At 71.1% G+C, this 11,704-nt stretch carries 12 protein-coding genes and 1 CRISPR repeat array; of the genes, 5 read left to right on the top strand and 7 right to left on the bottom strand.

Translation table 11 applies throughout. The annotated features are described in order from the left end of the window. Window positions 1–71: 71 nt before the first annotated feature. Window positions 72–1,412 carry a peptidoglycan-binding protein gene (locus OG349_RS02485; RefSeq protein WP_327232993.1) on the bottom strand — a complete coding sequence of 447 codons (1,341 nt, stop codon included), beginning with the start codon at window positions 1,410–1,412 and terminating at the stop codon, window positions 72–74. A 425-nt stretch (window positions 1,413–1,837) separates the two neighbouring features. Continuing rightward, window positions 1,838–2,716, bottom strand: coding sequence for a ketopantoate reductase family protein (locus OG349_RS02480; RefSeq protein WP_327232992.1), 879 nt, complete (start codon window positions 2,714–2,716; stop codon window positions 1,838–1,840). A gap of 70 nt (window positions 2,717–2,786) precedes the next feature. Between OG349_RS02480 and OG349_RS02475 the strand changes: the two genes are divergently transcribed. Beyond that, window positions 2,787–3,416, top strand: a complete 630-nt coding sequence (locus OG349_RS02475; protein ID WP_327232991.1) for a TetR/AcrR family transcriptional regulator — start codon at window positions 2,787–2,789, stop codon at window positions 3,414–3,416. Between the two features lie 26 nt (window positions 3,417–3,442). On the opposite strand, the gene OG349_RS02470 is transcribed toward OG349_RS02475, so the two are convergent. Next, entirely contained in the window at window positions 3,443–3,757 is a 315-nt protein-coding gene (locus tag OG349_RS02470; RefSeq protein ID WP_327232990.1) for a putative quinol monooxygenase, read from the bottom strand. A gap of 116 nt (window positions 3,758–3,873) precedes the next feature. Here OG349_RS02470 and OG349_RS02465 point away from each other — a divergent pair, with 116 nt between their 5' ends. Then, complete coding sequence (locus tag OG349_RS02465) at window positions 3,874–4,617, top strand: TetR/AcrR family transcriptional regulator (protein ID WP_327232989.1); 744 nt, start codon at window positions 3,874–3,876, stop codon at window positions 4,615–4,617. Window positions 4,618–4,624: 7 nt separating this feature from the next. Here OG349_RS02465 and OG349_RS02460 read toward each other — a convergent pair whose 3' ends face one another. The 4 genes from OG349_RS02460 to OG349_RS02445 all read right to left on the bottom strand — a co-directional run bounded on the left by OG349_RS02460 (window position 4,625) and on the right by OG349_RS02445 (window position 7,732). After that, window positions 4,625–5,470, bottom strand: a complete 846-nt coding sequence (locus OG349_RS02460) for a helix-turn-helix transcriptional regulator (protein ID WP_327232988.1) — start codon at window positions 5,468–5,470, stop codon at window positions 4,625–4,627. A 2-nt stretch (window positions 5,471–5,472) separates the two neighbouring features. Continuing rightward, a complete protein-coding gene (locus tag OG349_RS02455) occupies window positions 5,473–6,426 on the bottom strand; it encodes an SDR family oxidoreductase (protein ID WP_327232987.1) in 954 nt (317 codons plus the stop codon). Window positions 6,427–6,628: 202 nt separating this feature from the next. Next, on the bottom strand, window positions 6,629–7,009 hold the full coding sequence (locus OG349_RS02450; protein ID WP_327232986.1) for a putative quinol monooxygenase: 381 nt from the start codon (window positions 7,007–7,009) through the stop codon (window positions 6,629–6,631). Between the two features lie 63 nt (window positions 7,010–7,072). Then, entirely contained in the window at window positions 7,073–7,732 is a 660-nt protein-coding gene (locus OG349_RS02445; protein WP_327232985.1) for an NADPH-dependent FMN reductase, read from the bottom strand. A gap of 91 nt (window positions 7,733–7,823) precedes the next feature. Between OG349_RS02445 and OG349_RS02440 the strand changes: the two genes are divergently transcribed. The 3 genes from OG349_RS02440 to OG349_RS34765 all read left to right on the top strand — a co-directional run bounded on the left by OG349_RS02440 (window position 7,824) and on the right by OG349_RS34765 (window position 11,442). Beyond that, window positions 7,824–8,309 (top strand): MarR family winged helix-turn-helix transcriptional regulator, encoded by a 486-nt coding sequence (locus OG349_RS02440; RefSeq protein ID WP_327232984.1) that lies wholly within the window; start codon window positions 7,824–7,826, stop codon window positions 8,307–8,309. Window positions 8,310–9,226: 917 nt separating this feature from the next. Beyond that, window positions 9,227–9,694, top strand: coding sequence for a CGNR zinc finger domain-containing protein (locus tag OG349_RS02435; RefSeq protein WP_327232983.1), 468 nt, complete (start codon window positions 9,227–9,229; stop codon window positions 9,692–9,694). 929 nt (window positions 9,695–10,623) lie between these two features. Next, a CRISPR array of direct repeats spans window positions 10,624–11,080; the repeat unit is 29 nt; unit sequence CGGACCACCCCCGCCTGCGCGGGGAGAAC. A 5-nt stretch (window positions 11,081–11,085) separates the two neighbouring features. Next, window positions 11,086–11,442, top strand: coding sequence for an HD domain-containing protein (locus tag OG349_RS34765; protein ID WP_442806186.1), 357 nt, complete (start codon window positions 11,086–11,088; stop codon window positions 11,440–11,442). Window positions 11,443–11,704: the final 262 nt, after the last annotated feature.

The raw sequence follows: 11,704 nt of genomic DNA, 5'->3' as shown, positions 1-11,704 counted from the left end.
TTTCCGGCGCTGGGCTCTCGGCTCCCGGCTCTCCGCGGACGCATGGCGGAAGCGGCCGGACCTGGGACCGGTCAGACCTTCGGCACCTTGAGCGCCGCCCAGGTCTTCGGGCCGGGAACGCCGTCCGCGTCGTCCCGCAACTCCGCGCGGGAGAGCTGGAATTCGGCGACGTTCCGCTGGTCGGCGATGCCCCACTCCGGGCTCGGACCGCTGGTGTAGTGCTTGCCGAAGCCCAGCGCGACCAGCCGCCGGCCCAGGGCTGTGATGACGGGGCTGCGGCGTCCGGCGCGGAAGAAGTCCGTGCCGGGGAAGGGCTCGTAGACCGGTTGCGGCGCGGCGGCCCCGGGCAGCTTCAGCTTCTGGCCGACCCGGACCTCGTCCGGCTTCTTGAGCCCGTTGAGCTGGGCCAGGACCTGCCACGTCGTCCCGTACCGGCCGGCGATGGCGGACAGTGTGTCGCCCTTCTTCACCGTGTACGTCGTGACGGCGCCCTGCGAACCGCCGCCCTGGGGCCCGCCCCCGGTCGACGGCCGCGAAGGCGTCGTGGCGGGCAACGGGCCCGGAACGACCGCGGTGTTGATGCCGCCCGGGTCCCAGTGGTCGTTGCCGGGCACCTGGGAGTGGCTGTAGTGACCGCCGCGGCTCTGCCAGATCTCGCGGGGGCGCCGCGCGGCACTCGCGCTGGCGGCGGGCTTCCCGGCGGGCCACACGTCCGGGACGCCGTGCTTACGGGCCGCGGCGATGAGCCTGCGGTAGTTCGGGCGGTCGGCCGGGACGAAGCCCTTGGTCCACGGTGAGGCGGCCCGGCCCAGCACCTCGACCTGGATGTTCACGATGCCCTCGCGGTTGGTGCGGCGGGAGCCGTCGTTCCGTAAGGCGCGGCCGGAGGAGGTGAGCGGCCCGAACTGGCCCAGGAGGTCGGACACCGGGTCGTAGATGACCTGCGGCTCCGCTCCGACGCGGATGAGGTAGGCGGCGATCGAGTACAAGTACGCCCGCCCGGCCGGTGATTCGGTGCTGTGCCAGGTGACGCGGGCGCCGGAGTCCGGACGGTCCGGCGCACCGCCGACGGACTGTCCGCCGAAGCGGAGGGCGCCCTCGATGTAGGCGGGACCGGTCGGAGTACGGCGGACCAGGTCCGCGCCGCCCGGCCCGGGGTCCGGGTCCGGCTCGCGAATGACATACGGCTCGGCGTCCACCGGGAAGTAGACGTCGAGACCACCGTCCTCACGGAGCACCATGAACGCGCCCGGCTGTCTTGGATCCTCTTTGACGGCGCGTCCGGCGCTCTCGCCGTCGGCGAGGGCCCTGACCCGGTCCGTGTGGTCCTGGTCGACCGTACCCAGATAGGAGGTCGTGACCTGGAGCGTCACCGGATTGAGACGGTCCGTCGCGACGTGGTACGTGTTCATCCTCGGTCCCCCTGAAAGCCGTGCCGTACGCCGTGCCCGTGGCGGGGTCGGGCCGTGTACGGAGCGTGGTGGGCCACGGGGTCGGCACGGGCCCGGCGGCGACAGGACGTTCGTCGCCGCCGGGCGGTCCGGCAGCCGTGGCCGGCGGCGGACGCCCACGCGTCCGCACCGGTATGTCACAGCTTCCTCCCCCGAGGTGTGCCTTGCAGACGCATAGCTATCAAGGACGGTTAAACAACCGATAAATACGACGGAGTACGACAGTGCGCGTCCGGCGTCCGGACGAACTCGCCTGTAACTCGCCCCACTTGGCCCCATCCGCGCCATGGAAGGGGTAGGGGCCCGCGCCCCCGGGGGCGCCGGGGTTCAAGCACGGGCGCTCACACCGGCGTACCGAGCGGCACCGGCACCACGCCGTGGCCCGCCTATCGCCCGCCGGCCCTCACCCAGGCCCGCATCTGCTCGGCCAGCCGGTCGAGTTCGGCCGCCGCCGCGGGGGAGCTGTCGCTGAGCCCGCTGTGTACGGCCGTCGCGCTCCGCAGGAAGCGCCGCAACAGGGCGACGAGCGTCCCTTCCGGCAGGGTCCGCAAGACAACGAACCCGCGCGGGACCGGCGGCGCCGGCAGCGCGGCCAGGTTCTCCCGCATGAGGTGGAGCATCCCGCGGACCGCGTCCGGATCGCCGGCGAGCGCCACCGGGCCGCCCGCCGCGTGCACCGCCTGCCCGAGCGGCACCTCGAACGCGGCGTGCGTCTTGAGCCAGGCATCCATCCGAGGCTCGGCCTTGGCGTTGATCCCGGCGGTGCGGAACGCCCGCACGATCCGCTCCAGTCGCGGGGTGGTACTGCCGTCGGGCTCGCCGACCGGCATCGCGACCCGGCGGGTCATGACATGGGCCGCGCGGTGGCGGACCACGTCGCCGTCCATCGTCCCGCCGGCGGCGGGGAAGCCGAGCAGCACCCGCTCGTGGCCGATCACCGTGCCCAACGGCTCGGCGCCGCCCGCCCAGTTGAGCAGGAACAGGACATCGCCCCCAAGACCGGCGAGCGACTCCAGCACCGCGTCCACCTGATGGGTGCGGACGAGGACGGCGATCAGGTCGTACCCGCCGGCCGGGTTCTCGACCACCGGCACCGGCACCCGCCTGACGGCCGGGCTGTCCTCCTCGGCCAGTTGCACGCCGTACTGCCGCAGGGCGGCCAGGCGCTCACCCCGGGCGAGCAGCGAGACGTCGTGCCCGGCCTCGTACAGCCGGGCGGACAACAGGCTGCCGAGCACCCCGGCGCCGTACACGAGCACTTTCATGGCACCCACTTCTGCGCGTACGCACCAATCATACGTCCGTTTGAATCAAACGTATGTATAGTACGCACCCATGGCGTCACGTGACACCCGCACCCAGATCCTCGACGCGGCCGAGCACCTGTTCGCCGAGCGCGGTTTCCGGGGCACCTCGGTCCGCGCGATCACGGACCTCGCCGGAGCGAACCTGGCCGCCGTCGCGTACCACTTCGGCTCGAAGGCCGAGCTGCTGGCCGAGGTCGTGCGCCGCGTGATCGGGCCCATCAACGCCGCGCAGACCGCCGGGCTCGACCGGCTGCTCGCCGGGCCCCGGGCTCCGACGGTCGCCGCGCTGGTGGAGGCGTTCGCGGGGCCGCTGTTCGACGGGATGCCGGCCGGTGACGAGGGCGGCGCCCGGACGTCCCGGCTGATCGTGACGATCATCGGCGACCCGGCCGAGGAGATGCGCGGCTGGACCGGCCCGGCCGAGAACGAGGTCCGCGACCGGTACCTGGCGGCCTTCGGGCGCGCACTGCCCGGCCTTTCCCAGGAGGAGCTGTGGTTCCGGATGCGGGGGATCCTCGCCGTGACGGCGGTGGACCGCGTCGACGCCTACAACCGCCACCCCCCGGCGGGCCTGGTCCCGGCGGGGGGTGAGACGGCCCGGCACTGGGCCATCACCTTCCTGGCGGCGGCGATGAGCGCGCCCCCGACCATGACCTGACGACCGTGCCGCGTGTCCTCACACCCTCAGGCCGGGTCGGCGGGCAGAGCGGAGTACGGGTGGACCTCGATCCGCGCCGGCGGTTCGGCGAGGAGGCCGATGATCTCGCCGCGCAGCTCGTCGGCGAGGGGGCTGTTCTCGTACGCGGCCTTGGCCTCCTCGCTCCGGAACACCTCCATGTTCCACAGCACGTCGGGGTCGGCGTCCTCGCGGACGAGGATGAACCGGTCGGAGGATCCCGACTTCTCCATCCCTTCCGTGGCCAGAGCGAACAGCTTGTCGCCGAGTCCGGGCCTGGCGCGCATCTTGATGAGGTACGCGGGCTGATCCTGCAGAGCCATGATTCCTCTTCTCGTCTCACGGCGGGGCGTCCCGTGCGGGCCTGTTGTCCACCGTCACTGGAATGTCGTTCCATTGCGAGTATGGAACGGCGCTCCAGTCATGTCAAAATGGCGGTGTGACACCACCGACGCGCAAGAAGCCCGAGCGGCGTACCAGTCCCCTCTCCCGCGAGCAGATCGTCGACGCCGCCGTCGACCTGCTGGACACGTCAGGCGAAGGCGGACTGACCTTCCGGGCGCTGAGCGAACGCCTGGCCACCGGCCCCGGGGCGATCTACTGGCACGTGGCCGGCAAGACCGAACTGCTGGCGGCGGCCACGGACCATGCCGTCACCGTCGCGCTGGCCCCAGGAAGGGCGGGGACGACCGGGACGGCAGGGACGGCGGGGACGGCGGGGACGACCGGGACGCCCGGGCGGCTCCACGACGTCGGCCTCGGCCTCTTCGACGCCGTCGAGAGGCACCCGTGGCTCGCCCCCCAGCTCACCGCCCAGCTCTCCCACCACCCCGCCAGCCCGGTGACCACCCGCCTCTTCGAGGCCATCGGCCGCGAGGTGTACGCGCTGGACGTACCGGCGAGCAGGTGGTTCACCGCGACGTCCGCCCTGATGCACTACATCCTCGGCGCCGCGGGACAGAACGCCGCGAACCTCGTACGGGCCCGGGATCTCGGACCGGAAGCCGACCGCGGCGTCTACCTGGACACCGTCGCGGAGGCATGGAAGCAGCTCAGTCCCGAGGACTACCCCTTCACCCGGGCGCTCGCGGACCAGGGCCTCGCCCATGACGACCGCGCGCAGTTCGTCGCCGGCGTCGACCTCATCGTCGCGGGCATCACGACCCGCCCCCCCGCCGCCTGACAACTCCTCATGGCCGGGTGGGGAGTTGCTGGGCGCCGATCACGGAGAGCAGTTGGAGCTTTTCGTGACTCTCGCTGCCGGGTGTGGCCGTGAAGATGAGGAGGGCCTGGTCCTGGTCGAGGTCGAAAAGCATCTGGCAGTACACCTCGATCACGCCGAGTTCGGCGGTCCTGACGCGCTTGAGGTGGCCGCGCTCGGCGGTGATCTCGTGCTCGCTCCAGAGCCGGGCGAACTCGGGGCTGGTGTCGAGGAGCCCGCGCGCGAGGTCGGCGGCCCGGCTGGCGGGACCGTGGCGGGCGGCGAGGGAGCGCAGGTCGGCGGTGAAGGCCCGGCTGTGCGCGTCGTGGTCCTCGCGCGGATAGATCCGGCGGGTTTCGGGGCGGGTGAACCACCGGTGGAACATGCTGCGGTCGAGCCCGGTGTAGCCGGTCTCGTCGCCGAGCAGCGCGACCGCCGGCGGGGTCTGGAGCAGGGTTTCGCCGAGGCTGGTGACCACCTGCGCCGGAGTGTCCTGGAGCCGGTCCAGCACGCGCATGAGGCCGGTGTCGACGTGTTCCATGCGCAGCTCGCGGGCGGGTGTGGGGTATCCGGCCAGGCGGAACAGGTGGTCGCGCTCGTCCAGCGACAGGTGCAGGCCCCGGGCGATGGCGGCGAGCATGGGTTCGGAGGGGCGGCTGCCGCGGTGCTGCTCGATCCGGCTGTAGTAGTCGGCCGACATGCCGCACAGGGCCGCGACCTCCTCGCGGCGCAGTCCGCCGGTGCGCCGGCGTCTGCCCCGGGGCAGACCCACGTCCTCGGGTTGCAGTGCTTCCCGGCGGGTGCGCAGGAAGTCGGCGAGTTGGTCGCGGTCCATGGTCAGTGGGCCGCCGGGACCGCCGGGAAGCCGACCTGGGTCAGTCGTTCGGCCTCGGCCCAGATCCGGCGTGCCGCGTCGGGGTCCTCGGCGGTCTTGTAGAGGGGTTGCTCGGCGGGTCCGCCGGTGAGGTGGCCGAAGCCGTCGGGGCCGTAGAAGGCGCCGCCCCGCGCGTCGGGGCCGGTCGCCGCGTAGAGCGTGGGCAGGGCCCCGGTCTCGGGCCACTGGACCAGGAACGGGAGGACCCTCGGGGCCGCCCGGAAGCTCTTCGTACGCATACTGATCTTGTTCGTGCCCATGTTCCATCCCGAGGTCTGCAGGTTGGTCACCGTCAGGCCCGGGTGCGCGGTGTTGGACACGATGCCCCAGCCGGCGGCGCGGCTGCGCCGGTCCAGTTCGAGTGCGAAGAGCATCTGGGCCAGCTTGGACTGTCCGTACGCCTTCATCGCCTTGTACGTGCCCCGGTATTGCAGGTCGTCCCACTGGAAGGACCCCAGACGCGCCGCGAGCGCGGACAGGGACGTCACCCGTGCGGATGCCTCGCGCAGCAGCGGGAAGATGCGGGCGGTCAGCGCGAAGTGGCCCAGGAAGTTGGTTCCGAACTGCAACTCGAACCCGTCCTGGGTCTCGTGCCGGGCCGGCGGGGTCATGACCGCGGCGTTGTTGATCAGGATGTCGACCGGCCGGCCCTCCGCGAGCAGTGAGTCGCCCAGGGCGCGCACCGACTCCAGGGAGCCGAGGTCGAGGTCCCTCATGGTGACCCTGGCACGCGGCGCCGCGCCCCGGATACGCTCGACCGCCGCCGCGCCCTTGGCCCGGTTACGGACCGGCAGCACCAGCTCCGCCCCCGCCGAGGCGAGCCGTACGGCGATCTGCAACCCCAGCCCGTCACTCGCACCGGTCACCACGGCCAGCTTCCCGGCCTGGTCGGGGATCTCGTACGTGGTCCTGGCCATATCGATCGGCTCCTTCACACAGCCTGCTGAGACACATCTTGGGCTTCCCCCTCAGCCTGCCGGATTCCCGCCACCGCATTCAGGGACAGCTTGTCCGTGGATAACGACGACCACCCCCCGCCACACCGCGGCCCCCCACCGAAACAACACGGCGCGGCGGCGCCGCCCGGCTCAGGACACGGGTGTCGGGGGGTGGAGTGGCTCAGGCCGCGGGCGTCGGCGGGTCGAGCTCCTGGATGAACTCGCCGGAGATGTCTTCGAAGATCTCGTCCTTGGCGGCCATGTATTCCGCCATGTAGTCACGTGCAGCGTGGGCCTGGTTGGCTTCGAGGCTGGTCCAATGCTCCAGGAGGGTGAATGACCGCGGGTCGTCCCGGTCCTGGAAGACGCGCAGCTCCAGGCAGTCCGGGTTGGCCCGGGTCGGTTCGGTGATCTTCTCCAGGGCCTGCCGCGCCGCGGTGATCTTGTCGGGCCGGGTACGCAGTTTCACCAGGACCACCAGCGGCCCGGGGTACGGCCCGAGTAGGGCACCGGGGGCTGCGGTGTCGGCCGTCTCAGGGGCCTGGGAGAGGGCATCTGACATGGGAGTTCTCACTTTCGCCGGCCGCGCCGGTGTGGGCCGCCGGTCCTTCGGCGGGGGAGGAGGTCAGGCCACCGGGCTCGCGGCGGCCCGGGCCTTGTCGATCGCGTCGCGCAGCCGGGCTCGGCCCGGCGGCAGTTCGCCCGCCGTGCGCGCCTGCTCCAGGGCGGCCGACCACCACGCCAGATCGTCGAGAAGGACGTCGAGAGCCGCGTGAGTGACGGGGCTCGTGGGACGGCCGGTGTCGTCGAAGGCGTCGTGGGCGAAGGGAATCACGACGCTGTTGCGCAGGGGCACGGCCTCCGTCTCCACGACGATCTGGGCGAGGTGCTCGATGGCCCGTATCCCGCCGCCGATGCCCGCGCTGTAGCCGACGGCGGCGACGGGCTTGTTGCGGAAGGCGTTGGACGCCCAGACGGTGTCGATGGCGTTCTTCAGGACGCCCGGAACGCTGTGGTTGTACTCGCTGGTCACCACGATGTACGCGTCCGCGCCCTTGATGGCCGCGTTCCACGCCTTGACGAGCGGCTCGGAGTACGTGGGGTCGTTCATGTCGCCCAAGGTGCCGAAGTGCTCGGAGAAGAAGGGGAGCGGCCAGTCCCTCAGGTCCAGCACCTCCACGTCGAAGCTCCCGTGGGCGGCGGCCACGGACGCCACCCAGGGCGCCACCTGGTCCGCGACCCTGGTCGGGCGGGTGGTTCCGACGATGATCTTCAGTTTGGGCATACGTACCTCCACATGGTGTTCAAGGGATCATTACCGTAAGGCGAATCGTTTCAGATTACCAATGATTGATGTACGGGGTAGGATGCGCCCCATGGAGAGCGAGCGGACGACCTTCGAGGGCCAGTCGATGCCGCTGATCGTTCATCTCGCGCGGATGGGCCGACGCGCCGCCGACGCGTCGACCGAGGCGGGCGGCCTGCGCCACCGGCAGCTGATCGCCCTCACCCTGCTGAGCGACCGGGGGGCGATGAGCCAGCAGGCGCTCGGGGAGGTGCTCGGGCTGGATCCGAGCAACGTCGTCGGACTCCTCAACGACCTCGAAGGACGCGGGCTGACGATCCGCCGCCGCGACCCGGCCGACCGCCGGCGCCACATCGTCGAGCTCTCCAGGGACGGCGCAGCGGCACTGGAGGCGGCTCAGGTACGACTCGGGGGAGTCGAGGACGAGCTTCTCCGCGCCCTCACCCCGGAGGAGCGCACCACGCTCCACGAGCTGCTGGCGCGCGCGGTCGGGTCCCATCGCGCCGAGTGCGAGGCGGGTCGGCCGAATCCCGTTTCGCCCCCTCAGTGCGACTGAAGTCCGCGTGCCGGCTCCCGCTTTCCGGCAGCCGTCGCACCAGGGACAGGGCGAGGCCCATCAGCGGGTGCGGCGTTCCGCGTTGGCCGTGACTGCCAGGGCGACGCCGGTCCTGCCCGGTGGGGCCGCTTCGGTGACGTAGGCGACCCAGGGGCCGTACCACCCGAATCCGAAGAAGCCGAGCCGGACGAAGACGCCGGAAGCGACGACCGGCGCGCGTCGGTGTCATCAGGACGGCCGGCCCGGCGACGACGGCGACCATGCAGACCAGCACGATGACATAGCGCCCGGTACGGCTCCGGTCACTCCAGGCCGCCAGGGATATGCGGCCCAGGGCCCCGGCGGCCTGGGAGTCCACGAGAACGAGAGCCGCTGTTCCGGCGTCGACCAAGGACATCTGGTGGAGGTGGAGCACGGTCAAGACGCCCACGCCGCACTGCACGGAGATCAGGCTGGTTCCCGACAGCATGACCTTTCACGGTGGACGGTTCGCGGAGCATGCGCAGGCGTGCGCGAAGCTGAGCGGCGAGCGGCGCGGACGGTCCCTTGTCCTGCGATACGAGAGCGCTGGTGCTGGACGGTAGCAGCCCACGAAGAGCCCGGATCCGAGCAGCGCGACGAAGCCACCGCCCGGCAGAGTAGCCCGCCAGCCGAACTCCCGGGCGACGAAGGGGAGTACGGCCGAGGCGAGCCCCGCCCCCAGCGGCAGCCCGGCCTGCCGGCTCGCTGTAGCGATCCAGCAGCGCGCCGGCCACCAACAGCCCCAGCTGCGCCGTTCCGAGGTACAAGGCACTCCGAAGGCAGATACCGAGCGCTCCGATGCCAGCCACGAAGAACCCGGACGGGGCCTGGGTAACGGCGGCGATGCCCAGCACGATCCAGCGACGGCGCCAGGGGTCGAGGACGGCGAAGACGCGATGAACCTGGCCGCGGACCTGGCCAACCACCGTCCCGAAACCGTGGACGAACTGGCGGACCGCTGCCGCGCCGCCGGGCTGGTTCCGGAGAGCCCGGCAACAGGGGACGATCTGGACCGCACCCGGACTGCCCTGGACGCCTGGGAGAGGCTCGTCGATGCCGACGGGGACGACGAGCGCGCCGACCTGCTCACCCAAATGCTGGCCGAGGCTGCCGCGTACCCAAGGCCGACCTTCCACGACGGCACCGGCTGGCATCTCCTCTACCGGTACGCGGAACAGCCTCTGGGCTCCGTACTGTTCACCCTGTTCACGGTCGGCACCACACCACACCTGGCCGGCCGGGGCATGCACCGCCTACGGCGCTGCGAGGTGCCCGAGTGCAACACGGCTTTCGCCGACACCTCACCGACCGGCCGCCGGCGCTACTGCTCCCAACGCTGCGACAACCGCGACGCAGTGCGCTAACACCGGGTGCGAGTGGCGAACACCTGACTGGTCGTCCAGGCTGACCTTCTCCGGCGGGGGCGAGGGCCCACACTGAACACCTCCCGCAGCCGACGGTCGAGACACGGTCGCCACGCTGCGCAGACCCAGGACCAGCAGGTCCGTGGCGGACTTACCGGGGGCAGAGCCGACAGACGAGTCCCCGTCAACTCACCACCAGCAAGGAGGCGCGCAGCGTTGCGTAGGCAGCGGCAGCCCACGAGCCAGGCCCTCGACCATCCACAACACAACACACCTCAGCGACGCCCACCCAACCACCCGGACAATTCGACACAGCAGTCGGCCGTAACCTTCCGGGCTTCCGCCGCCGGGATCTACAGGATTCACCCCTACGAGGAGCCCCTTCTCCGACCCACATGCTGAACGAGCCGACCGCACACCGCGCCCGGTCCAGCTCTCCTCCCTGGTGCTCCCAGTCGATCCAGGCCCAAGCGGTACAGCTCGGCCCACCGGTAGCCCGCGGACCATTCGCCGAAACCCCAGGGAGCCGCGGGCCCCGACGAACCACTCACCCAGGAAGCCCCTCAACCTCACCAAGGCCAGCAACCTCCCACCTGGACGACCCCCACCTGCGCGAGGAGAACACGAGGATGGCCGGGATCGCCAGACAAGTCGTCGGACCACCCCAACCTGCGCTGGGAGAAATAATCTGGGTTGTCGTCACCGGGGTACAGCGGCGGACCACCCCTGCCTGCGCGGGGAGAACACGCCGAGGAGGAACATGATGGTCATCAGCAGCGGACCACCCCCGCCTGCTCTGGGAGAACGACGCCGTACCAGCCCGGTAGACCGCGTCGGCCGGACCACCCCTCCTGCGCGGGGAGAACCAGTGGCGTACGGACGCCTGCGAGGGGAGAACAACTGGAGGACAGGCGCGAGCAGTTGGCCCAGCGGACCACCCCCGCCTGCGCGGGGAGAACCACCTGCAAACCTGCAAGATTGCCCGTCCCGGCGGACCACCCCCGCCTGCGCGGGGAGAACCGCGGACCGGGCGGCGTACCTGCCCTGCCGGGCGGACCATCCCCGCCTGCGCGGGGAGAACGCGAGCAGGAAGCGCCCGCTGCTCCGACCTGTCGGACCACCCCCGCCTGCGCGGGGAGAACCGGGTACGGCGTCTCGTACCCGACCAACCGGCCGGACCACCCCCGCCTGCGCGGGGAGAACGCGGCCGGAAACCGCGCCTACTGGGGCCCATCCGGACCACCCCCGCCTGCGCGGGGAGAACGACCGCGTCGAAGAGGCTCAGGAAGGGCCCCACGGACCACCCCCGCCTGCGCGGGGAGAACCCTCCCGCATACGGACCGCGTCGAACGCTCTGCGGACCACCCCCGCCTGCGCGGGGAGAACTCTCTATGAGCTGCGGTTTTCGAGGGGCTTTGCAATTCGTTGACTCAGCCGTCGCTGGCTCATGCGGACAGTTTGTCAGAGGTCGATGGTGGGAGTTGATTGGGCAGCTGATGGGTACGGGTGTGGTGGCTGGGGCGTTGTGGGCGGGTTCCTGGCAGCAACGGGCGGTCGCCGGGGGGCTAGGGGTGGCGCCCGGTGAGGCGCGGTCGGTGGTTGCGTTCTGGGCCGGGTTGCATGATGCAGGGAAGATTCAGGGGTTCCAGTTTCAGTGGAACGTGCTCAGGCGCGCGTCGCCTGTAGCCCTGCTGGCTGATGAAGTGCTCGCGGGCGTGCGGCGGGGGATGACAGCGCCGCGACCTTGAGGCATCAGGTTGTTAGTGAGGCGCTGGTGTTGCTCTCGGGGCTGGGGTATCCGTAGGGGAGTGGGCCGCTGGCGGGGTTGTTGGTCGTGCGGGTGGCGCAGATGGTGGGCGAGCATCGTGGGCGGTATCCGGAACTGTGGTAGGCAGGGTACGTGTTCGGCCTGCTGCGGGATCCCGGAGTTTGGTGCCGGGGCTGGTAGGTGCAGCGGCGCGAGAATGTGGCCCCGTTGCCAAGGGTGTTTGGGCATCCGGCAGTGGTGCC

The sequence above is a fragment of the Streptomyces sp. NBC_01317 genome, assembly GCF_035961655.1.
GTDB lineage: Bacteria > Actinomycetota > Actinomycetes > Streptomycetales > Streptomycetaceae > Streptomyces.
The sequence above is the reverse complement of the archived record's forward strand: the minus strand, read 5'-3'. Positions and strand labels throughout refer to the sequence as shown.

Coding starts and splice junctions, on each gene's coding strand:
- OG349_RS02485 (WP_327232993.1), bottom strand. CDS start 1,412: ATGAACACGTACCACGTCGCGACGGACCGTCTCAATCCGGTGACGCTC.
- OG349_RS02480 (WP_327232992.1), bottom strand. CDS start 2,716: ATGAAAGTGCTCGTGTACGGCGCCGGGGTGCTCGGCAGCCTGTTGTCC.
- OG349_RS02475 (WP_327232991.1), top strand. CDS start 2,787: ATGGCGTCACGTGACACCCGCACCCAGATCCTCGACGCGGCCGAGCAC.
- OG349_RS02470 (WP_327232990.1), bottom strand. CDS start 3,757: ATGGCTCTGCAGGATCAGCCCGCGTACCTCATCAAGATGCGCGCCAGG.
- OG349_RS02460 (WP_327232988.1), bottom strand. CDS start 5,470: ATGGACCGCGACCAACTCGCCGACTTCCTGCGCACCCGCCGGGAAGCA.
- OG349_RS02455 (WP_327232987.1), bottom strand. CDS start 6,426: ATGGCCAGGACCACGTACGAGATCCCCGACCAGGCCGGGAAGCTGGCC.
- OG349_RS02450 (WP_327232986.1), bottom strand. CDS start 7,009: ATGTCAGATGCCCTCTCCCAGGCCCCTGAGACGGCCGACACCGCAGCC.
- OG349_RS02445 (WP_327232985.1), bottom strand. CDS start 7,732: ATGCCCAAACTGAAGATCATCGTCGGAACCACCCGCCCGACCAGGGTC.
- OG349_RS02440 (WP_327232984.1), top strand. CDS start 7,824: ATGGAGAGCGAGCGGACGACCTTCGAGGGCCAGTCGATGCCGCTGATC.
- OG349_RS02435 (WP_327232983.1), top strand. CDS start 9,227: ATGAACCTGGCCGCGGACCTGGCCAACCACCGTCCCGAAACCGTGGAC.
- OG349_RS34765 (WP_442806186.1), top strand. CDS start 11,086: ATGAGCTGCGGTTTTCGAGGGGCTTTGCAATTCGTTGACTCAGCCGTC.